Genomic DNA, 20110 nt, shown 5'->3' on the forward strand with positions numbered 1-20110 from the left:
AGACATCCGAAGCGGAGTGAGGTAGCGCTCCTAACCTCTGACTCGTGGACCTGAGCGCACTGATCTTCGTCGCCCTCGCCGTGGCGTGGGCCGTGTACCTCGTCCCCAAGGCGCTCCGCCACCACGAGGACGTCGCGCGCAGCCGGTCGGTCGACCGGTTCTCGCACACGATGCGGGTGCTGGCCCGGCGCGAGCCGGTCAGCACCAAGGACGCGCGGCTGGTCGTGAACAGCGGCCGCCCCACGACTGCCACCGACCCCCGGCCCACCCCCGACCGACGCGCAGCGGCGAAGCGGGCCACGAAGCGGCGGCGGAACGTCCTCGGCCTGATCCTCGTCGCCAACCTCGCCGTCGTCGGCGTCGCGGCGTTCCAGGTGATCGCGTGGTGGTACGTCGCGATCCCGGCCACGCTCCTGGTCGCCTGGCTGGTCGCCTGCCGGATCATGGTCAAGGGCGAGCGGCGGGCGCTCGCGTCCACCCGGCGGCTGCCGTTCGAGCCGCTCGAGGAGGAGGCCGCCGAGGTCCCCGAGGACCGTGCCGAGGAGGAGACCCTCGGCGACGACCCGCTCGCCGACACCAGCGCCGGCATGGCGGCGATCGTCGACCCGGCCCTGTGGGACCCGGTCCCGGTCACGCTCCCGACGTACGTCGGCAAGCCCGCCGCGACCCGTCGTACGGTCCGCACCATCGACCTGGAGGGCACCGGCGTGTGGACGTCGGGCCGCACCGAGTCCGACGCCCAGCTGGCCCGCGAGGCCGACGAGGCGGAGAAGGCGGCCCGGAAGGCCCGCGAGGAAGCCGAGCGCGCCACCGGCTCCTGAGGCTAGCCTGACGGCGTGCCCGTCGAGCTGACCGCCTCCCGGACCTACCCGGCCGGCGTCGCGCGCACGTTCGACACCGCGCTGTCCCTGCCGCTGCCGTACCTCTTCGCGCACCGGTACGCCGCGATCCCGCCGGTCACCCAGGTCCGCGACCAGGGCGCGTGGACCACGGTCGGTGAGACCCGCACCATCGTCCTCGGGGACGGCGGCACCATCCTCGAGACGCTGACCGAGGTCGAGCGCCCGGACACGTTCGCCTACCGGCTCACCGACATCACCGGGCCGATGAAGCTGCTCGCCACCTCCGTCGACGGCCGCTTCCGGTTCGAGCGCGCCGGCACCGGCGTCCGCGTCACCTGGTCCTGGTCGGTCCACCCGCGCGGGCGGCTCGGCCGGGCCGCGATGCCGGTCTTCGCCCGGATGTGGCGGCCCTACGCGCGCATCGCCCTCGAGCGCCTCGAGGACGTCCTGGTCGGCTGACGGGTCGATTCGGCGCACTCCTGGGGCTGGTGCTAACGTTGCGCTCCGCAACATCCTGGGGCTGTGGCGCAGTTGGTAGCGCGTCTCGTTCGCAATGAGAAGGTCAGGGGTTCGAATCCCCTCAGCTCCACCAGACACGAAACCGCCCCTCACCAGCACAGATACCGGTGAGGGGCGGTTCGTCGTTCAGGCGCCAGGACAGCAAATGTCGGCCAAGTCGTCGGCCATCCGGTGCCGGAATGTCCACGGCGACGACTACGGTGGCGCGCATGGCCGAGCTCACCGACCGCGACCGGGAGATCCTGGACTTCGAGCGCCAGTGGTGGCGCTACCCGGCCGCGAAGGAGACCGCGATCCTCGAGAAGTTCGACCTGACCGCCACCCGCTACTACCAGGTCCTCAACGCCCTGATCGACCAGCCGGCCGCCGCGGCGTACGACGGGCAGCTCGTCGGCCGGCTCCGCCGGATCCGCGACGCCAGGGCGGCGCAGCGGTCAGGTCAGAGGTCGACGCGGATCTCCGCCGACGTCCCGTCGAGCTGACCCGTGCCCTTCCTGTCGCCCGAGTCGGTGGTCACGGTCGCCTCGTAGAACTCGCTCTCGGGGACGGAGAAGGAGACCGGCCACGAGCAGCCTTCGCGCTTGCTGAACGACCCGCCGTTCTCTGGGGGCTTGCTGGTGCCAACGATGGTGCCGTCGGCGTCGCGGAGGGTGACCTGGAGGTCGACGGTCTGGCCGAGGACGGTCCGTGTGCAGCGGACGTTGTCCAGGTTGAACAGGGCGTCGAGCGGCGGAGCGTCGTGGAGCTCGACGGTGACGGTGACGTCCTTGGGCTCGTCGCTGCTGGCGTCGCCGGCTGAGTCGCTTCCGCTGCAGCTGGACGCTGCGAACACGGCGGCGGCCAGCAGGATGGCGGTCGGCGCGGTCGTGGAGCGCATGGCAGCACCGTACGCCGCCTCGGCCCGGTTGTTCGAGGATCAGGGGTTCCCGATCCCGCCGCGGCCGCGGTCGACCGCGAGACGGCGGCGTACGACGTCGGCGCGCTCGTCGGCGGCAGCCGGGTCCCCACCGGCCGCGAGGAGGAGGTCGGTGACCTCGGCGGCCTGGTAGCCGCCGGCGCCTCGAGCTGTGCCGGCTGCGTGACCGAGGAGCCGCGGGTCGGTGGTGATGGCGTGGAGCTCGGCGATCGGCCTCGGCCTGGTCGATCTCCTCGCGGAGGAGCCGGCGGGCGGTGCCGTCGAGGCGGGCGGTGATGATGCCCTCGTCGGGGCTGTGGTGGCGCGGCATGGCCCGAGTCCAGCACGCGCCACCGACAGCGCCCAGATCGGCAGTCAGGCCGTCAGTCGGGCCGAGACGATGTGCACCGGGTGGGTGTCGTGGTTCGACTTCGACAGGTCGTAGTGCCGCGACGTCGTGCGCGGGTCCTCGTGGTCGGCGAGCCGCTGGCCCTCGCGGATGTCCCCGCCGCCGTCCAGGTGGGTGGTGATCACGCTCGCCCGGATGAGGTGCGGGTTGACGTGCTTCGTGACGCCGGAGTGCCGGACGACCGTGTTGAGCAGCCCGGTCGCCGAGGAGCGGTGCAGCTTGTACCCGTCGATCGAGACGAGGACGGGCCCCTCGGTGCGGTCGCCGGCGGCGTCGTCGATCGCCATCGCGACCACGGCCGGCATCGGGACGGTGCGGATCTTCCCGCCCTTGCGGCGGACGCGCATCACGCGGTGGCCGCGCTCGACGTCCTGGCAGTTCTCGATGAGCAGGTCGCAGCACTCGCTGATCCGGAACGCGTGGGCGATCAGGAGCTCGCCGAGCGCCCAGTGGCGGCCGCCGAGCTGCTTCGCCGAGCGCCGGATCGCCCGGAGCTCCTCGCGGTCGAGCGGGTACTTCTTCCGGTAGTCGACCTTCGGGAGGCGGGTGTGGACGACGGGGTCGCGGTCGATGAACCCCTCGAGCATGGCCCACCGGTAGAAGCCCTTAACCGGGGTCATGGCGGTGTTGACGGTGGAGCCGCGCAGGCCGCGTTCCTCGGAGAGGTGGCGGACGTACAGGGCGATGGTGGTGCGGTCGGCGGTGAGCGGGTCGACGCCGTGGAGGTGGCACCAGGCGAGGAACGCGTTGAGGTGGTACTCGTACGCCGTGCGGGTGTTGCCTTCGTAGTCGGCGAGGTAGCCGAAGGCGACCCGTTCTAGATCGGTGAGGGCGGCGAGGCGCGCGGGGAGTGGCAGCGCGATAGCGTGCGTCATGGTCACTTCTCCTGTCCAAGGTGGGAGTGGTGGCAAGGCCCTCGCCGGTGTTCCAGCACCTGCGGGGGCCGCTTCTTTACTTTGACCGGACAGCGTACGACGGCGTCCGGAAATGCGGAAGAGGCCCCGCCCACCCGAAGGTGGACGGGGCGTGTCGGGATTCGGTGATCCCGGCCGTAGGCGGCTTACGGACGGCCCTGACGGCAGTCGTCCGAGGTACCCTCCCGACATGAAGGCTCTCGACCCGCTCTACTGGTTCCTCGTGGCCGCGGCGTGTTGGACGCTCGGCCGATCAGGCGAGAAGCCCGACCGACTGGAGGTCGTCGCAGATCGAGTTGGCGAACTGCTTGATGTTCGCCATGTCCGCCACTAGGGCGTTGACGGCGGTCACCAGGGCGTCCGCCTGCTCCTGCGTCGTGAACCCGTAGGGCGTCGTGTTCGTGGCCGCCGTGGTCGCCACGGTAGTGGCGGTCGGATTGCTGTGCGTCCGGGTCGCCGTGGAGTAGGTCTGCGTGTAGGCGCTCGGGCGGGCGATGCAGGTCGCGCCCCAGAAGGAGAGCTTCTGCGTAGAGGCCGTTCCGAACTTCGTGCCGTTGGTGCTGCCAACCGAGATGTTGTACCCATCGGACAGCAGGAGCGCAGTCGTGAGGAATCGGGCGCGCAGCGTGGCGGCGGTTGCGACGCTGACCTCGTTCGTGGCCGCCTGGTAGATGCCGCTCGCGGGGTCGCCGTCGAACGTGTACGACGGCGCGCCGGCCGTGCCCGCCAGCGCCCGCATCTGCGCCCCCAGCTTCACCGCGGCGTCGAGCCACACGTTGATCGGGCCGATGAGCGGGGTCGTGGCAGCGGAGAAGTTGCAGGCGGTGCCGAGGCGGACCGCGTTGCTGGCGACGTTCTTGACGCTCAGCCCGCGGTTGTTGACGATGGTCGCCGTCTTGGAGCCGCGGGTGATGCCAGAGAACTCGACCACGCCGTTGTTGTAGTCCGACGAGCAGTGGACCGCGCCGGCCTCGCTGCCGTCGGTGGTCCATGCGTCGGTCGCGACCACGCTGACAAAGAAGTCCTTGTTGTCGTGGTACATGTTCACGGCGAACGGGCTCGGCTCGACGCAGGAGCCGAGTGCTGCGATGAGGCCCTGGGTGGCGTAGCAGTAGATCGCCCCGTCGTTGGCACCGCCCTGGATGCCGTACCCCTTGAGGCTGCCGGGGTTGACCACGATGCCCTTGGCGTACTCGGTCGGGGTGCCGATGACGTCGGTCGTCTTGAACGCCCCGTTGATGGTGCCAGCCGGTCCCATCGTGCCGTCGGTGACGCCCGAGTCCGCCGAGCCCATGTTGATCGTGACGTTGTTTGGGGCGTATGCCTGCTCACCGGCCGCGTCGGTGGCGGCGGTGACGTCGAACGGCTTCTTGACGCCGTACATGCTGCCCCAGCCCAGGGTGATGTTCTGGCCGCCGTGGGTGCCGAGTCCGTCCCAGATCGAGACGCCGTGCATCTCGCCGACCCAGCCGTTGCAGTCGGAGCTGTGCGGGTAGCGCACGAGGTCGGAGGACGCGCCGCGGCGGGTGAACTGGAGCGCGTACACGTTGCCAGAAGTCCCGGGGGTGAGGTCGCGCAGGTGGTGGATCGTGGCATCGACGTGGACGGCCGAGAGCAGCAGGACGCCGCCGTACCCCATGTCGTGGATGACGTCGACCTCGACCACCGAGTCCTTGACGAACTCGCCGTAGATGCCGACGGAGCCGAACCCGGAGATGCTGGCGGGCTTGACCACGACGTCGGTGACGTAGGTCGGCGGGGTCGCCGCGCCGTTGTCGGTGCCCATGATGGCAACGGCGTGGTGGTTGGCCTTGTACTGGCCCGAGACAGACCCGGCGAGGTGGCACAGGATGCGGGAGCCAGAGGCCGCCGGACCGATGGTGAACAGCGCCGACGAGGGGTTGGATCGGCCGTCGACGATCTTGCCGGGCCCGTCGATCACGACCGGCTGAGTGATCGTGTGGGCGGCATTGAGGGTCAAGGTGGTGGTCGCTGGGACGAACACCCGGGCACCGGCCGGCAGCCCGGCGAGGAACGTGTCGAACGTGGCGTCGGTCAGGGTCGACTTGAGTTCGTACCCATACGAGGCCGAAAGGTTAAGCCACTCGTACCCGCCACCGGACGCTGGCGTGGGCACGTCGCCGGGGCTTCCGCCGGGCGGGATCGGGCCGCCAGCGGGCCCGGTGTCGCCCTTCGCGGCGAGCACGCCCCAGTTCGTGCCGTCGGCGTCCGGCGGCGTCGCGGTCGTGCCGGCGACGAGACGCCGGTACGACGCGCCACCGTAGGAGACCGCGTCCGCGACTGCGTAGGCCGTCGGAGCGGACCAGGGGCCCCGCCAGTTCAGACCGGCAGCGATCGCGGCGTCACGGGCGTCCGTGGCCTGCGCCTGGGCGGCCTGCGCCTGGTCGACGTAGCCCTGCAGGGTGTCGATCGCGTTGGACATCCAGGTGGGCGGGACGTACTGCTCCTCGACGAGGTCCTGAAGGTCCGCTGCCTCGGAGACGGTGAACCAGCCGAAGTCGCCGGACTCGACCTCTACCCCACGGGTGGGGCCGAGCTTCGCGGGCACCTCGTACCGGATCTTGATCTGGAACGACGTCGGGTTCGAGGTGCCGGGGATCGGGACGCCGGTGAGTTCGAAGGTGCCGTCGGCGTTCACGGTCGCGGAGCCGGCGCCCATGCGGACGTTCCCGGCCTCGTCGATGATCCACCCGGTCTCGGTGTTGAAGACGATCCAGAGCTTGGCGCGGCGGAAGTCGTACGCCGAGCCGAGGGCGTCGAGCAGCGAGCCGGTGATGTTGACGTCAGCCATGTGAGCGGTCCTGTTCTGTGGCGAGGCTCAGGCGGAAGGGTCAGATCGGTGCGGGGGTCCAGAAGTGCAGCGCCAGGGCTCCGACTAGCACGACCCCGAGGGCGGGCCAGCGGCGGTTGAGGGTGGTGATGGTGGGCACGTGGCCGGTACAGATGGCCGCACATTCGTAGGCACAGATCGCGGCAACGAGTGCCTTCGTGGTGCGCGTCTCGGGGATGGATGGCCGGCGCATGGTGCTAGCCCGCGTTCACCAGCATGAGCGGCGCGTCGTACCGAACGACCCACCGCTCACCCTCGCGGCGCAGCGAGACTCGTCCGGTCGCGTTGGCGCGGCTAGCAACCTCGATCGCCTCGCGCCACGTCCAGAACGGGCGCTCGCACGGCAGGCTGGATGCGGCGCGCATGTCAGACCGCCGATGGGTCGTCGTCGGGGCCGACGCCCGCGGTGATGACGCTGGTCAGGTACGACAGCACAGCCCCGCCGAGAGCGAACCCTGCGACGTCGGCCCAGTTGGCGGCGAAGGCGTTGACCTGATCGGCGCCGATGACGAGGACGGCGGCCTGCGCGGCAGACTTGGCGGCCCGCTCGGTGGCCTTCTTCCAGAACTCGCGAGTGAACATGTCAGGCTCCCTTGTTGGTGATCTGGTACCGGAACCGGACCGGCTTGTGGTCCGACGACTTGCCCTTGCGCATCACGTCGGCCGACTCGACGCGCAGCAGGCGGATGAACGCCCCGTCGATGAGGCGCCGCCCGAGGCTGCCCGTCGTCGGTAGGTGCTTGCCCCACGCGCATCGCTGCGTCATGGCGGCATCGATGAGCGCCCGCCAGTGCCGACGCCGCAGGTCCACGTTCCAGTCGGCCACGTTGATCTGCGCGGCGTGCGGGTGGTCGCGCTTGAACCGGCGGCAACGGTGCCCCCAGCGTGCGAGCGCCGCAGTCCACGCCGCGACCTTCCGCACCTCCGACGCCCGGAACCGCTCGCCGTCCTGCACCGACGCGGGCATGTGGCAGACGCGCACCATGACCACGCGGCCGGTCTCGCGGTGTCGCAGCGGGACGGTGGTCAGCCAGGTCGTCGCGTTGCGGTTGCTGCCCCGGTTGAACGTGTGCTTGCGCGCGAGCGGCCCGAACGACGGCTCCCACGCAGGCTCGAAGGTGTCGATGCGCCAGACGACGACGCACTCGTGGCCGCGGTAGCCCTTCCAGCCGTCAGCGTCGAACGCCTTGTCGTGGTCGCCGCTTCCGTGCTCGGTGGCGGTGATGAGCTTGACGGCGGGGTCGGCGCGGAAGTTGTCCCAGTCGGTGCGGACGTCGGCGAGCGAGGCGTCGAAGCGACCTGAGGCGTGGACGTGGGTGAAGGTGGCGGCGTTCACGACGGGCCGCGATGTTCGGGTGGGAGGTATCCGCTGCGAGCGACGTGACACAGGTCGCCGTCATGGGGGCATCGAGCGCGGCACTTCTCGGTCCAGTCGATGCCCGTCCCGGCGCGATGCAGACTGCCGGGAACGTAGAGGCGGGGATTGTGGTCGAGCGCCTTGAGCAGCGCCCGATCTTCGGCAACGGTCACTTCCGACGCCCGATCTGCTCAGCCCACCGCAGCAGCCGCGCAGCCCAGCCCGGATGCCCAGCAGCGTCCGCGCGCCGAGCCTGGCGACGGACGACCTTGACCTTCTGCTCCCGGCTCAGCGGCTCAGGCTTCGGCGGCGGGGGAGGCGGCGGCGTCGGGATCAGCCAGCCGTCGCAGGTGTCCGACCAGCCCAGGTACGTCAGCCCCCACGTCCGCTCGGGCCAGTCGAGCGGCACCGTGGCGACCTTGCCCGCGCCGCCCGCGTCGGTGGAGCGGATCATGCCGCCGCCGAGCGAGATGGCGCGGTGGCCGTTGGCGCTCCCCCCGTAGGCGACCGGGACGCCGGCGGGAGGGTTGCGGTCGGTGTGCCGGTACTTGGCGGGCTCGGACAGCCAGCCGTCGATGGCGTCGGCATCTCCGTCGCGGTCGCGGTCACCAGCAGACGGGGAGCCGCAGATGCCGCGCGTCCAGAGCTGGCAGTAGCGGGGCGTGTTCGTCTTGCTGGCCTTGGCGCGCTCAACGATCTGGGCGCGGTCGTAGGGGGTGACGTTCACGGGGATCTCCTTCGTGACGCGGCGACGGACGGGGGTGCCATTGGCGGGCACGGGACCTCCGAGATGGCGTAGAATCAGGGCATGGCGACACTCTTGGATCTGCTAGCCGCGCTACCCGAAGAGGCGATGCGCGAGGGCGCTTCCATCGGCGTGGCCGACAGCAGCGGGCGGGAGTGGACGATCACCTTCGGCAAGCGGAACGAGCCCCCGCAGATGGCCGCATGGGGGATCGCGCCGCCGCCTGCTGGGCGCTGGCACCAGCCCGCGACCGACTAGCCGCCCAGCCGCGCCCACCACCTGCGTAGGCGGTAGAACAGCCTCAGTCCAAGTCGGGCTCGTCACCCACGTCGCCGCCATGCAGATGCGCGTCCAGCACGACCGTCAATGCGGTCACGTCGCGCTGAACCGAGTCGATCTTCCGGTTCTGCTCCCGGTTCTCGACCACCACGGCGCGGACCTCCTGCCGCACCGTGTCGATCTTGTCGAGCACCGTTGGCTCCGCTGACGAGTGATGGTTCACCGTCACCTGATGATGTGTCTCGCGCACCGGCGTGAGGATCTGCGCCTCGGCCCACGCCGCCACGCGCGGCTTCACCAGCCACCACAGCACCCCGGCCGCTCCAGCCAGTGTGACGATGGCGCCACAGCCAACCAGGACCGCGGTCACCACCTGGCTCATTCGCCGCTGCCGTTCATCCTCATCGCGCGCGCTCCCATTCGCGTTGGACCGCCGCTGATGTATTCCGGCGGCGGTCGTGGTCTCCTATACAGCAAGCGCGGGCGTCCGGTGGAGTCGGTGCGTCCGTGCCAGTTCCGCAGGCTCCCTGCGGGATGGCCCCCGGCGGGTTCGCCTGCCGGGGGTTCCTCCCTACTGGTCGAACCAGTAGTCGAACGCTGCGAGCACGAACGCCCGCAACTCGTCCAGCCCGCCAGTCTCAGCGGCGGCGCGCAGGTCTCGCAGGTTCGCCCGCGCGGCCTCGTCAGCGGCGTCGGTGGAGTCCATCCGGTACTGCACCAGCGCGATCTCGTAGGCCGTCAGCGCCCCATCGAACGTCACCGCAGTCCCCGCCGCGCACGGAGCGATGTCCAGCACCGACTTGCCGGTGATGTCCGCGAACGACGTGAGCTCGATCTGCGGGCGACGATGCCGACCCTCGACAACGGTCACGTCGGTCATGCCGTCTTCAGCTCCAGCCGGTTCAGCCGCGCCGTCTGCTGGGCCACGACCTCAGCCTGCGCGCGTGCCAGCCTGCCCATCGGCGTCAGCGCGATCGTGCCCGAGCCGTCGGTGTAGGACGTCGCGCCGATGACCCACTCGAGCGGCCCCAGGTTCGCGGCGCCGTCGGAGGTGAGCGTGCCGTGTTGCTTGACCCGCTGGATGCCCGCCGCGACCTGCCAGAACTCGGGCGGCGTGCCACCCGGCGTCGTCAACCGCATCCGGGTCACCTCGACGCCGTCGGTGAACGCCGGGCGCGCCTTCCGGTTCGCCAGCAGCGCCTCCGACACGGCCTCGGAGGCTGACAGGCCGAGGCTCGACAGGTCGATGGTCTCCTCGCGCACACCCCACCGCTCGGCAGCGGCATCGTCGCTGACCGCCGTGCGGCCCGACGAGTAGGTGATGACCAGCGTCGAGGCGTAGTCATCGTCAGCGGTCGGCATCGCGGGCACGTCGGGGGTGAGCGCCCAGTCGACCTCGGTGGGCAGGTCGTACACGCGGACCTGGCCGTAGGGGTCGACGCGCCACTGCTTCCCGGCCGCCGCACAGTAGGCGTCGAGCGCGTCGGACACGGAGCCGTCAGTGACCGTGAACGTGGTTGAGATCGACTCAGGTCGCGTCCAGGGCAGGTCCCGCCCGATCGCCGCGTCGATCGCGTCGTCCAGCGTCTTCGATGCGTCAGTGAACGCGGCATCGAACCGCTCTCCGCGCCGATGCAGCCCGTCCGCGACGAAGTGCCAGGCGTTGCGGTCCGGGTCAGCCATCGTCCCCGACCACACGCACAGCGGCCCCGCGAACACCTGCACGAGCGCGCCCTGCCGCAGCGCCGGGTGCGTGAACCCGACCGGCAGGGTCATGTCCCACTGGGCGACCAGTGGACCGCGCATCGAGGTCGTGTACGAGACCGGTGACATGGCGCCGTTGGGGAGGATCGCGTGGAGCCAGTAGCCGTCCGACTTCACCGTCAGCATCAGGCGGATTCCTTGACGACGGCGTTGATTCCTCGGCGGTGGTACCTGCCTGAGACCTCCGGATTCGAGCCGCCCGTGTTCGCCATGAACACCGTCACCGACGGCGGTACGAGCTGGTGCGGCATCCACGAGCCAGCGGCCTGACCCGCGTGGTAGGCGTCCGCCTTGCCCGCTGCCGTGCCGAGCCAGATCGTGGGCGCTGTCCGTTCGAGGGACGCCGACTCGATCCACAGGCGGGAGTTCGCAGTGCCGAGCGCCGCGGCGGTCGTGGCGCCGCAGTCGACCAGTGTCAGCGCCCCGTCGTCGCCGAGGGGACACAGGAACATCTCGTCGTACGCCACAGAGGACCCCGACATGCTCAGCACAGAGATCTCCACCGTCGCATCCGAAGCGTCGGGCACATCGGCCGGCGGGATGGCCAGATCCGCGAGGATGTCGAACCCAGCCTCCGTTCGCACGTTCCGGTTCCGCTTGGTCTTCGTGCCGATCAGTGCACCCGTCGATAGCCGGGTCGACACCGTGGTCTGCACGTCTGTGAACGACGGGCCCGTCGGCAGCGCCAAGAGCAGGTAGCCGCCGCGGGGCAGACCGCGGGTCGGTACCCGGAACACCTCGGCCGTCGCGGTGCCTACCGACGACTCCTTGCCCGACACGCGGTTCGCGTTGGGCGTCTCGGACGTCGACCCCGACACCCGGCGCGCTCGGAGGTTCGGCGCGTAGCCGCCACCGAGCGCCGGGTGGGACAGCAGCAGCACCTTGCCGAGGCCGTTGGTCGGGTGCTCGATCGCCAGCGATGCGGGGGTCCGCGCCGAGCCCTTCACCTGTACCGTGCGCAGCGCCTCGCGGCCCGGGGTGTCAGCGGTCGACGGCGCCTGGTTGGTCGACTCGACGTTGTCGATCTGGAACAGCCACGTCGGGACCGTGCCACCCGCGGCGACCGTCACGACCCACTCGAACCGGACCTTGAGGGTCGCCACCGAGGAGTCGGTGCACTCGAAGAAGTACCGCGTGCCGCCGCCCGGGATGGTCGACAACGTCAGCATGTCCAGCTCCACGCCGTCCGCGAAGGCGATCACGTTGCCGCCCGAGCTGTACCCACCGGCCGGCGGGATCGCATCGACCTGCAGGTAGTTCTGGGTCGCGAACGAGGTGAGCGGCGACCCCGGCGTGTAGATGAACTCCGCGACCATCTGGTAGGTGGTCCCGCTGGAGTCCGACGCGTACACCGATGCGGTCACCGTCTGCCGCAGCGTCCCGCCCGACGCGGTCACGGCCGAGGTGCCGGTCCAGTTCGCCGCCGAGGTGCCGTCCGAGATCGTGGTCGACGCGGGGGTGACACCCGAGGCGAGCGCGGGGACGGTCGTCGGCTTCTCGGCGCGCACCCACGGCTGGGCCCGCATGGCGAGCACCCAGGTCTGGTAGCCGTCGAGCTCGTCGAGGTCCCAGTCTCCGGACTCGTCGAAGTACAGGTCGGCCAGGACGATGTCGAACACCCCGGTCGAGTCCTCATCCCCGTCGACCGGGACGCAGGCGAACTCGTTCACGTCCTTCTGCGCCTCGATGTGCAGCTGCTCGATCACCTCGGCCAACCGCACCGGGTCACCCTTGAGCCCGATGATCAGCGACTGGTCACGGTTCCCGGCTGCGACCCGACGCTCGATCGCTCCGTCGAGGAGCATGGAGTCCACGACCTGGGTGATCGGCACCGGCCGGCCACGCTGGATCCCGTAGACGCGGATCTCGACGTCGTCGAACCCCGACGCGTCGTCGAACCAGAACGACCCGAGACGAACCCTGTAGCCGCCGCTGATCACCAGACCGCCACCCGTCCCCGCTGGCCGGCCGCGGAGGCACCGTTGACGCCCGCGGCCACCTTGTCGGCGTTGTCCTCGGAGTTCTTCTTGGCTTCCTTGCGGGCCCGAGCGAGTTCGCGACGGATCGCCCTCAGCTCCATCTCCTGCCGGTGCAGGATCGCCTTCGACTCGGTGAGGGTCTGGTTGAACCGGGCGAGCTCGTTGCCCCACCGCTGCATCCCGGCGAGCTCCCCGACCCGGTCAGCGATCCGGTCGCGACGGTTGTAGAGCTGCTGGTACTGCTGCAGCAGCTGCTGGTCGTCGAGGAGCGCCTGGAGCTGGCCGTTGTCGGCGTTCTGCTCGGCGTACAGCAGCGCGTCACCGTGAAGCCCCGCCCGCTTGAGCCGCCTGAACAGCTCCTCCCTCTGCCGGGCCTCACGGATGTCGGCGCGGAGGATGTCGGCGGGGTTCTGCTGGAGGGAGGCGTTGACCTGCTGCTCGGCGAGCGCCCACGCCCGCTCCTGCTCGGCGGAGGCGAACACGCCGCCGTTGTCGGGCCGCTGCAGGGTGACCCAGTCGGGCTTGGCGAAGATGTCAGACTTCAGCCGGTCGGCGATCGACTGCTTGATCGCGGCGATGTCGTCGCGGACGGCGTTCCGGTGCTCGCGGGCGAGGTCGACGGCCTTCTGGGCCCGCTCGACCTCCTTCTCCATGAGCCGCTGCTGGACCTGCAGCTGCTTCTCGGTGAGCCGCGCGAGGTTGCCGAGGGCGAACCCGGCCGCGAGCGCCGGGCCGACGATGGAGCCGCCCGGGACCATGGAGAACCCGAGGCCGGGCTGCCCGCCGATGGTGCCGCCGTCGGCGTACCCGACGACCGCGAGCTTCGCGCCCTTCGACGCGGCCTTCAGCTCGGCCCGGTTCTTGTCCGCGCCGCCGTACCGGTTGGAGACGACCTCCTCGCCGTCGGCGGCGAGGATCAGGTGCCGGTCGGCGTACGGCAGGCCGGTCTTTGGGACGGTCAGTCCGTCGGCGCCTCGGTGGTCAGGGTTGGGCTCGAACCCACCCTTGCTGATGGCGTTGACCTGGTTCACGTACCAAGTGGTGGAGATCGACCGGGGGATGTCGTCGAGCTGGGCCTTGATCGCGCGGATCGCGGCCTTCGCCTCGTCGGTCTGCGCCACGATCAGGGTCTTCACCAGCTTCGGAGTGAGGCCCAGCTCCTTGAGGTAGGCGACCATCTGCCCGCGGCTGATCCCGGCTGCCTCCCCGGCGTCGATCAGCGCCTTCTTCTGCGCCTTGAGGTCACCCGACAGCTGCTTCGACGATGCACCGGCGTTCGCCTCGGCGACCAACAGCTCTTGGAACGCCTCGACCCGCTGCCGGATGGCTGCGCGGTTCGTGATCGCCGCATCGCTGTTGCCCTTCAGGGTCTTGTTGTTCTTGTCGAGGTCGTCGGACAGGTGGCGAAGGGCCGTGGTCCACGCATCGGTTGCCTCCGAGAGGCCCAGCTGGGGACCGAGGAGGTCGTCGAGGGCGTCCTTGAGCCCCTCAGCGGACATCTTGGTCGACACCATCCGGTTGTCGAGCGTGGCCATGGAGTCCGCGATCCGCTGAGTGCGGCCGGCGGCCGTGTCCATCCAGTGCGTGTAGGACACGATCTGGTCGACCAGTTCGCCGATCGACCCGTTGTCGACGGCGGCCTGGAGGTCCTTCGTCGAGATCCCCAGCTCCTCCATCGCCGGCCGGGCCCGCTCGAGGACCGGCGCGAGCTTGCCGAGGTCGTCGACGTACCTGCCGGCCTTGAACCCCTGAGCACCGAACGCCTGGCCGAGGGCGTTGACGCTGAGAACGAGGGACTCCTGCGCGGACTGCAGTTCCTCCAGCTTCGCCCGGGCCTCGCCGCTGCTGTCGTTGATCTGGCTGAACACGTACTGCCAGCCCTCGGAGACGTGCTTGACCGGGTTCAGCGACCAGTCGAAGTCCTTCGCCGCTGCGTTATCGGCGAGTGCGGCCTTCAGCTTGGTGACCTGGTCGGCCATGGTGACCAGGTCGGCCGACTTCATCGCGGCGTCGGCGCCACGGATCGCCTTCTCGAGCCCGTTGTTCGCGGCCGCGAGGTCCATCGTGAGGCCGATTCCGGTGCCGATGGCGGCGCCATAGGGCCCCGCGATGGTGCCCATCATCCCGAAGGTCGCCGCGTTCGCGAGGCCCGACTTCTCGGCGTACCCGGACATGGCGAGCGCGAGCCCGCCCACGGCGGCCGCACTCTTCCCAGCCTGGGCGGCGCCCGCGCGCAGCGCGGCCGACCGGGACTTCTCGGCCGCAGCGACCTTCTCGGACGCCGCCGTGACCCGCTGCTGCGCCGCCGTGTACTCGGCCAGCGCGGCTCGCTTGTCGGCGGTCGGGATGAACGCGAACTGGGCGTCCCGGGCGCGGACCGCGGCGGCGGCCTGGGCCTCCTCGGCCAGCCGGAGCTCGTTCGTCGCGACGGTGACGGCCCGGATCGCGGACGGCACGGTCTGGAGCTTCTCGACCTGGAACACGCGGCCGAGGACCGAGTCGCCGGAGCGGAGGCCGACGGCGTTGAGGATCGCGAGCGCCCGGCCGAGGGTGCCGATGGCGGCCGCGGCGCCGATCAGGATGGGCCCGACGGGGGAGTCAGCGAGCGCGGCGAGTCCGTCGGCGAGGGCCTCGATCACCGGGAGGACCGCGGACCCGACCGGTGCGGCGGCGGTGACCAGCGCAATCAGGGCGCCCGCGATGGCGGCGAGGGTGTCCATCGCCTCGGGGCCGTTCTGCTGGATGTAGTCGACGAAGTCCTGGAACCCCTGCGACTGGTCGAGCCCGTCGGCCCAGTCGCGGAACGCCTTCGCGTACCCGACCATGCCCTGGGTGAAGGAGTCGGCCAGCGGGTCCATACGCATCATCAGGGACGCGAGGCCTTCGACGACGTACCCGAGGGTCTTCCCCATCGCGGACAGCGTCGGGGCGGCCTCGTGGTCCAGGTAGCTGATGAAATCCCGCCACCGGTCGGTGTTCAGGTGCTCGGCACCGTCCTGGGCGAGCCGGCCGAGCTCGCGGGAGATGGTGCCGATGATGTGCTCGACCTCGGGGGCGAGCGTCATCAGCTCGTCGATCGACTTGTCCAGCCCGGGGAAGAGGCCCTGCTGGGCGATGTCCTGGAAGTCCTGCAGCTCTGGGCGCAGCTCCTGGAGCTGGCGGACGAAGATCTGCCCGGCCGGCCCGAGGGCGTCCATAGTCTCCTGGAGCTTCTTCAGGTGCGCGTCGGTCGGGTCGATCTGGTAGTCGTTCAGCGCCTTGAGGGCGTCACCGACACCCTGGAACGCGAGCACGGTCACGCCGGCGGCAGCGGCGGTGGCCCCGAGCTGGTTCGCGAGCCCCGCGAGCGCCGGGACGCCGAGCGCGCCGAGGGGCACCAGGGCGGGAGCGAGCGCGAGCCCGGCCTGGACGAGGTTCGCCATCCGGCCGTCAGCGGACTCCAGGTCGGACGCGAACGTCCGGGCGGTGGCCGACGCGCCGAGGAGGGCCCGGTTGAAGGAGGAGACGTCGGCGTCGATGGTCACCGATACGCGGCGATTCACCAGTCACTCCTCCTTCGGCTCGGCGCCCTTCTCGTGGGCGTGCGTGGCGGCCTGGATCTCTTCGGGGTGCATCCGGCGGAGGTACACGTGCCTGCCGTCGGATGGGCGAGGGACACGGGCGCTCTCGAGGTGCGCCTTGATCCCGGCGTGCTGGTCGGGCTCGGTGTGGCGGCGCTCCCAGTCGCGGTCGACGGCGGCGAGCTTCCGCGCGTGCCGCTCGGATCCGGCGCACACCGCACAGACCCGGTCCTCGAAGGTGAGGACGTTGTTCTCGGGGTCGTCGAGGACCGACGAGTGCTGCCCGCAGCCGGGGCACACGTCTGCGTCGTACACGTACAGGCCCTCAGCGAGCGCCCGGTCCGCGGCACCCCACTCGGGCTCGAGCTGCCGGGTGATCGCCCTCACGACGTGGGTCGGCCGCCCCCACGCGTTGTAGGCCCACTCGTAGGTGGTCTCGAACGTCGGGGTCCAGCCCTCGTAGGCCTTCGGGGACGGACCGGCCCAGCCTTGGGCTACTCGGAGTCGGTCGCGAGCCGCTGGGAGTTGCGCAAGGCGGTCCGCGATTTTCCCAGGTCCACACCCGCGGTGTGCATCCGCACGATCTTCGCGGCGAGGCCGTCGCGTTCGCCGGGCGCCGAGTTCGCCTTGACGAACGCCCACGATCCGTCGGCGGGCCGCTCGTCGCCGTACCGGGTGATGAAGTGGTCGATGATCTTCAGCAGCTCATCGACGTTGCACAGCCCGATCCCGTAGAACCGGTCCCGCCGCGCACCGGTGGGGTCGTCGTCCTCGTCGCGCGCGGGGTGCTCGCGGGTGAACTCGGCCCACCGGTCCTCGTCGACGACCAGTTGCAGCTCGATCGACCGGGCGAGCATTCGTTCCCGGATCTCGTCGGCCTCAGCCGCGTCACGGTCGGCCTTCTCCTCGAGCTCCTTCAGGGTGCTCTTCTGCCCGACCCTGCGCTGCCGGCCGGGTCGCTCCCGGTCGGACTCGGCGTCCTCGCGCGCGACCTTCAGTGCGGCTTCTGACTCGGTGTACCGCGCCGTGGCGGCCTCGAGCTCGACCGACAGCTTCGGGGCCAGGCAGATCGTGTAGGCGCCGCGGAGGGGGCCGACGTCGGGGTCGTCGATCTGCATCAGCTGGGACAGGGGGATGGACATGCGGGTGCTCCCTTGGCTCGGAGGCTCGGATCGGCTCGGTGTGGTGCGGGCGAACGGAGAGGGCGGCGAGTCCGAGCCAGGCCTCGCCGCCCTCGTTCGTGGTGCAGGGCAGGCGACGGTCAGGCGGCGATGACGCCCTTCGCCACCTTCTGCAGCGGGTAGAGGTTCTGCTGGATCTGGTACTCGGCGAACTCGTCCTCGCCGGACTGGGTCTCGATCTGCGCGCCGCAGCGGACCTTCCACAGCTCGTACTTCTGGTCTGCGGCGAACGCCGTGTCGACGTCGATGCCCTTGCGGACCAGGACGTACTTGACGGTGCCCTCGGTGAGGAGGTCCTTCGCCTTGACGTTCGGGTCCCCGGTGTCGGCCTGTGGGTCGTCCGGGTAGGTGATCGCGATGGGCTGGTACTGCATGTTGCCCTCGCGGGGGAACTGGTCGCGGGTGCCGACCCGGCGGGGTGCGGTGCCGGTGTTCGGGGTCCGGGTCGGGTTCCACGTGTTGAACACGAGCGTCGCCTCGACCGAGCTGGCGGCGTTGACCTCAGTGGCCAGGCTGGCCGCCGCCGCGTCGACGACCGCGGACAGCAGCTTGATCTTCGTTGCGCCCTGGCTCTCGACGGCCTCGGGCTCGTAGATGGACATGCGGTTGCCTCCTCAAGGCGTCGGGTGCGCGACTCTCGGTTCGCGCGGTGGCGTTGCGTGGCTCGGAAACCGCCCGGGGACTTGCCCGGGCGGGGTCTCAGCTGGCTCGGCGGGCGTCGTCGGCCTCAAGCGCGGCGACGAGCTCGGGCTTGTTGCCCGGCGGCTCGACGACGATCTGGGGCTCGTCGTCGCCGGCGGCGTCGTTGCGGGCCTCGACCTCGGCCTGCAGCTCCTTCACGAGCCACTCGCCGTAGGGCCTGGCGACCGGCTCGACGCCGTCGACGGTCGTCTTCTCCGGGTAAGTGGCGTCGAGCGGGCGGCCGTTCCGGTCCACGGCCGGCTCGTCGACCACCTCGTGGCCCTCGGGGACGACCTTGGCGCCGACCGTGATCTTGACGCCGGTCTCCGGGTTCACGACCCGCACGTACTCGATGTCGGACTTGTGCATGACGGAGCTCCTCCGTGCTCGATGGTTGGCTGGTTCAGCGCTTGACGGCGGCGGCGTACCGGGCCGGGCACATGAACAGCGGCTTGCCGCCGGGCCGGGTCCAGGTGTCGTCGCGTGCGACGAAGAGGTTGTCCGGCGTGCGCTGGATGCGCCGGGGCCGGTCATCGGCCGGGGTGACGGTCTTCGCGTCGAGGAGGGATTCGGCGAGCTCGGCTGCCCAGAGGGACTGCCAGCGGTCGCCGCCGACCGCGGTGATCTGGAACTCGACGGCCCGGAGCGTCGACGTGCGGCCGACGCGTGCGCGGACCGGGGCTCCAGGGGTGGTGAACAGCACGAGGTACGGCAGCGGGGCGCTGATCGTCTTCTCGACGCCGTCGGAGTCGACTACGTGTCCGTCGTAGAGGGGCACGAGCTCGCCGATGGCGGTGCCGGGGCCTTCGACGAGCACGATCCGCTCGTCCGCGCCGAGGAGGTCCAGGACCGCGTCGGCGAGGGCGTTGCTGCTCACTCGGCGCCCCGGAGGACCGAGTCCTCGGCGTCGCCGCCGAGGTGGGAGATCGTGGTCGGCATCTCGCGCCACAGCGCCGCGGTGTGGTCGACGACGGGCGCGTTGTTCGACGTTCCGAACGTGAGGATCGCGGCGAGACCCCATCTGTAGCCGGCGGAGTCGAGCTCGCCGATCTCCCAGGTGAGTCCGAGTCCGTCGAGCTGCTGCATCTCGAGCGACAGCTCCGTGCCGCGGGCTCGGCGGTGGCCGGAGAAGTCCTGCATCATGCGGCGCTTGATCTCGAGCGCGGACCGCTTCATGGTGCGCGGTGCACGGCGCTGCAGCCGGCCGGGCGCCTCGGACAGGTCGACGGCGAGGCGGGCGACTTCCGAGGCGTCGATGTGGACGGTTCCCATGGTCAGCTCACCACCTCTCGCATCAGGAACCTGCGTGCGACGGCGTACGTCTGTCGCGCGGGGGCGACGATCCCGAACACGCGGCCGACCAGCTCGGGGTCCGTGGCCGAGGTCAACCAGGTGACGGTCTGGCCCGGGCCGACGGACTCGCCGGAGGTGTAGCCGGGTCCGTCGAGCGGCAGGTCGAGCGGGAAGTCCGACACCTGCCAGGCCGCGGAGCCCCCGTCGGCCGCCCGGGCGCTCCCGGCGGGCGAGTTCGCGCGCGAGGGGATGCGGGCCGGCCCCTCGTAGACGGTGACAGGCTCGGGGTCCTCGTACTTCCCCGTTGCGGGGTTGCGGGTGCGTTCCCCGTCGCCCGGGCGGGTGATCCTGCAGGTGTCGGTACGCAGCGCCGCAGCTTCGGCGATCCCGCGGGAGAGGAAGGCTGCGTCGATGCCGGACATCAGTAGCGCGGTGTCTGGTTGATCGCGAACGCCTTGCCGCGGCCCTTGCGTGCCGGGCCGGCGAGCAGCGCGAGCTCGCTCGCGTGGAAGTACAGGCCACCCTGGAGGGCCCTGGTGTCCCAGGTGACGGTCTCGGAGTACTCACCCTCGAGCGTCTTGCTGATGCTCTTCGCGCCGTCCGGGTTGAAGGTCGGCTGGAGCGCGCGGCGTACGGCCTGGACGAGGACTTGCTCGACCGCCTCGGGCGGCGTGGTGGCCGCTTCGAGGCGGTCGAGCAGTCCGGGGGACTGGGAGACCAGGATCGGGATCGCACGGTCGATCAGCGACTCGGCGGCTGCCGCCTGCTCTTCGGTGAGCGTGCGCCAGCCTTCCGCGACCGCTGCCGCGTCGATCGTGACGTAGTCCTCCAGTCCAGCCAT

24 protein-coding genes and 1 tRNA gene are annotated in these 20110 nt (G+C 70.5%); 5 read left to right on the forward strand and 20 right to left on the reverse strand.

Annotated features, from left to right (window positions below; genetic code table 11):
• Positions 1-44: 44 nt before the first annotated feature.
• From sepX to ABD086_RS08815, 4 genes are all read left to right on the forward strand, one after another.
• On the forward strand, positions 45-821 hold the full coding sequence (gene sepX, locus ABD086_RS08800) for a divisome protein SepX/GlpR (protein WP_343907114.1): 777 nt from the start codon (positions 45-47) through the stop codon (positions 819-821).
• 15 nt (positions 822-836) lie between these two features.
• A complete protein-coding gene (locus tag ABD086_RS08805; protein ID WP_343907115.1) occupies positions 837-1301 on the forward strand; it encodes an SRPBCC family protein in 465 nt (154 codons plus the stop codon).
• A gap of 57 nt (positions 1302-1358) precedes the next feature.
• Positions 1359-1434, forward strand: a tRNA-Ala gene (locus ABD086_RS08810).
• A gap of 136 nt (positions 1435-1570) precedes the next feature.
• Entirely contained in the window at positions 1571-1843 is a 273-nt protein-coding gene (locus ABD086_RS08815) for a DUF3263 domain-containing protein (RefSeq protein ID WP_343907116.1), read from the forward strand.
• Here the strand turns inward: ABD086_RS08815 and ABD086_RS08820 are convergent.
• From ABD086_RS08820 to ABD086_RS08850, 7 genes are all read right to left on the reverse strand, one after another.
• Positions 1801-2238 (reverse strand): hypothetical protein, encoded by a 438-nt coding sequence (locus ABD086_RS08820; RefSeq protein ID WP_343907117.1) that lies wholly within the window; start codon positions 2236-2238, stop codon positions 1801-1803. The genes ABD086_RS08815 and ABD086_RS08820 overlap by 43 nt on opposite strands.
• Before the next feature lie 393 nt (positions 2239-2631).
• Positions 2632-3540, reverse strand: a complete 909-nt coding sequence (locus ABD086_RS08825; protein ID WP_343907118.1) for a tyrosine-type recombinase/integrase — start codon at positions 3538-3540, stop codon at positions 2632-2634.
• A gap of 292 nt (positions 3541-3832) precedes the next feature.
• Positions 3833-6391: a hypothetical protein gene (locus ABD086_RS08830; RefSeq protein WP_343907119.1), complete on the reverse strand. Its 2559-nt coding sequence runs from the start codon at positions 6389-6391 to the stop codon at positions 3833-3835.
• Between the two features lie 236 nt (positions 6392-6627).
• Positions 6628-6795, reverse strand: coding sequence for a hypothetical protein (locus tag ABD086_RS08835; RefSeq protein WP_343907120.1), 168 nt, complete (start codon positions 6793-6795; stop codon positions 6628-6630).
• Between the two features lies 1 nt (position 6796).
• Positions 6797-7012 carry a holin gene (locus ABD086_RS08840; protein ID WP_343907121.1) on the reverse strand — a complete coding sequence of 72 codons (216 nt, stop codon included), beginning with the start codon at positions 7010-7012 and terminating at the stop codon, positions 6797-6799.
• 1 nt (position 7013) lies between these two features.
• Positions 7014-7766, reverse strand: coding sequence for a hypothetical protein (locus ABD086_RS08845; RefSeq protein ID WP_343907122.1), 753 nt, complete (start codon positions 7764-7766; stop codon positions 7014-7016).
• 190 nt (positions 7767-7956) lie between these two features.
• Positions 7957-8514, reverse strand: a complete 558-nt coding sequence (locus ABD086_RS08850; protein ID WP_343907123.1) for a hypothetical protein — start codon at positions 8512-8514, stop codon at positions 7957-7959.
• 81 nt (positions 8515-8595) lie between these two features.
• Between ABD086_RS08850 and ABD086_RS08855 the strand changes: the two genes are divergently transcribed.
• Positions 8596-8790, forward strand: a complete 195-nt coding sequence (locus tag ABD086_RS08855) for a hypothetical protein (RefSeq protein WP_343907124.1) — start codon at positions 8596-8598, stop codon at positions 8788-8790.
• 43 nt (positions 8791-8833) lie between these two features.
• On the opposite strand, the gene ABD086_RS08860 is transcribed toward ABD086_RS08855, so the two are convergent.
• From ABD086_RS08860 to ABD086_RS08920, 13 genes are all read right to left on the reverse strand, one after another.
• A complete protein-coding gene (locus ABD086_RS08860; protein WP_343907126.1) occupies positions 8834-9181 on the reverse strand; it encodes a hypothetical protein in 348 nt (115 codons plus the stop codon).
• 201 nt (positions 9182-9382) lie between these two features.
• Positions 9383-9691: a hypothetical protein gene (locus tag ABD086_RS08865; RefSeq protein ID WP_343907127.1), complete on the reverse strand. Its 309-nt coding sequence runs from the start codon at positions 9689-9691 to the stop codon at positions 9383-9385.
• The gene (locus ABD086_RS08870) at positions 9688-10701 is read right to left on the reverse strand and encodes a hypothetical protein (protein WP_343907128.1); all 1014 of its coding nucleotides are present in this window, start codon (positions 10699-10701) and stop codon (positions 9688-9690) included. The genes ABD086_RS08865 and ABD086_RS08870 overlap by 4 nt, the downstream gene beginning before the upstream one ends.
• Complete coding sequence (locus ABD086_RS08875) at positions 10701-12515, reverse strand: hypothetical protein (RefSeq protein ID WP_343907129.1); 1815 nt, start codon at positions 12513-12515, stop codon at positions 10701-10703. The genes ABD086_RS08870 and ABD086_RS08875 overlap by 1 nt, the downstream gene beginning before the upstream one ends.
• Complete coding sequence (locus ABD086_RS08880; RefSeq protein WP_343907130.1) at positions 12512-16096, reverse strand: coiled-coil domain-containing protein; 3585 nt, start codon at positions 16094-16096, stop codon at positions 12512-12514. The genes ABD086_RS08875 and ABD086_RS08880 overlap by 4 nt, the downstream gene beginning before the upstream one ends.
• A gap of 3 nt (positions 16097-16099) precedes the next feature.
• On the reverse strand, positions 16100-16501 hold the full coding sequence (locus ABD086_RS08885) for a hypothetical protein (protein ID WP_343907131.1): 402 nt from the start codon (positions 16499-16501) through the stop codon (positions 16100-16102).
• A 107-nt stretch (positions 16502-16608) separates the two neighbouring features.
• A complete protein-coding gene (locus ABD086_RS08890) occupies positions 16609-17256 on the reverse strand; it encodes a hypothetical protein (RefSeq protein ID WP_343907132.1) in 648 nt (215 codons plus the stop codon).
• Positions 17257-17375: 119 nt separating this feature from the next.
• The gene (locus ABD086_RS08895) at positions 17376-17897 is read right to left on the reverse strand and encodes a phage tail tube protein (RefSeq protein WP_343907133.1); all 522 of its coding nucleotides are present in this window, start codon (positions 17895-17897) and stop codon (positions 17376-17378) included.
• 97 nt (positions 17898-17994) lie between these two features.
• On the reverse strand, positions 17995-18345 hold the full coding sequence (locus ABD086_RS08900) for a hypothetical protein (RefSeq protein WP_343907134.1): 351 nt from the start codon (positions 18343-18345) through the stop codon (positions 17995-17997).
• A gap of 34 nt (positions 18346-18379) precedes the next feature.
• Complete coding sequence (locus ABD086_RS08905; RefSeq protein ID WP_343907135.1) at positions 18380-18853, reverse strand: hypothetical protein; 474 nt, start codon at positions 18851-18853, stop codon at positions 18380-18382.
• Positions 18850-19248 carry a hypothetical protein gene (locus ABD086_RS08910; RefSeq protein ID WP_343907136.1) on the reverse strand — a complete coding sequence of 133 codons (399 nt, stop codon included), beginning with the start codon at positions 19246-19248 and terminating at the stop codon, positions 18850-18852. Before ABD086_RS08910 ends, ABD086_RS08905 begins: the two co-directional genes overlap by 4 nt.
• A 2-nt stretch (positions 19249-19250) precedes the next feature.
• Positions 19251-19691 (reverse strand): DUF6093 family protein, encoded by a 441-nt coding sequence (locus ABD086_RS08915; RefSeq protein WP_343907137.1) that lies wholly within the window; start codon positions 19689-19691, stop codon positions 19251-19253.
• Positions 19691-20110: a hypothetical protein gene (locus ABD086_RS08920; protein WP_343907138.1), complete on the reverse strand. Its 420-nt coding sequence runs from the start codon at positions 20108-20110 to the stop codon at positions 19691-19693. Before ABD086_RS08920 ends, ABD086_RS08915 begins: the two co-directional genes overlap by 1 nt.

Origin of the sequence: Nocardioides aquiterrae (assembly GCF_039526625.1) — a bacterium.
In the GTDB taxonomy this organism is placed as follows: domain Bacteria; phylum Actinomycetota; class Actinomycetes; order Propionibacteriales; family Nocardioidaceae; genus Nocardioides; species Nocardioides aquiterrae.

Coding starts and splice junctions, on each gene's coding strand:
- ABD086_RS08895 (WP_343907133.1), bottom strand. CDS start 17,897: ATGTCCATCTACGAGCCCGAGGCCGTCGAGAGCCAGGGCGCAACGAAG.
- ABD086_RS08865 (WP_343907127.1), bottom strand. CDS start 9,691: ATGACCGACGTGACCGTTGTCGAGGGTCGGCATCGTCGCCCGCAGATC.
- ABD086_RS08890 (WP_343907132.1), bottom strand. CDS start 17,256: ATGTCCATCCCCCTGTCCCAGCTGATGCAGATCGACGACCCCGACGTC.
- ABD086_RS08900 (WP_343907134.1), bottom strand. CDS start 18,345: ATGCACAAGTCCGACATCGAGTACGTGCGGGTCGTGAACCCGGAGACC.
- ABD086_RS08855 (WP_343907124.1), top strand. CDS start 8,596: ATGGCGACACTCTTGGATCTGCTAGCCGCGCTACCCGAAGAGGCGATG.
- ABD086_RS08815 (WP_343907116.1), top strand. CDS start 1,571: ATGGCCGAGCTCACCGACCGCGACCGGGAGATCCTGGACTTCGAGCGC.
- ABD086_RS08820 (WP_343907117.1), bottom strand. CDS start 2,238: ATGCGCTCCACGACCGCGCCGACCGCCATCCTGCTGGCCGCCGCCGTG.
- ABD086_RS08870 (WP_343907128.1), bottom strand. CDS start 10,701: ATGCTGACGGTGAAGTCGGACGGCTACTGGCTCCACGCGATCCTCCCC.
- ABD086_RS08920 (WP_343907138.1), bottom strand. CDS start 20,110: ATGGCTGGACTGGAGGACTACGTCACGATCGACGCGGCAGCGGTCGCG.
- ABD086_RS08910 (WP_343907136.1), bottom strand. CDS start 19,248: ATGGGAACCGTCCACATCGACGCCTCGGAAGTCGCCCGCCTCGCCGTC.
- ABD086_RS08835 (WP_343907120.1), bottom strand. CDS start 6,795: ATGCGCGCCGCATCCAGCCTGCCGTGCGAGCGCCCGTTCTGGACGTGG.
- ABD086_RS08825 (WP_343907118.1), bottom strand. CDS start 3,540: ATGACGCACGCTATCGCGCTGCCACTCCCCGCGCGCCTCGCCGCCCTC.
- ABD086_RS08830 (WP_343907119.1), bottom strand. CDS start 6,391: ATGGCTGACGTCAACATCACCGGCTCGCTGCTCGACGCCCTCGGCTCG.
- ABD086_RS08840 (WP_343907121.1), bottom strand. CDS start 7,012: ATGTTCACTCGCGAGTTCTGGAAGAAGGCCACCGAGCGGGCCGCCAAG.
- ABD086_RS08915 (WP_343907137.1), bottom strand. CDS start 19,691: ATGTCCGGCATCGACGCAGCCTTCCTCTCCCGCGGGATCGCCGAAGCT.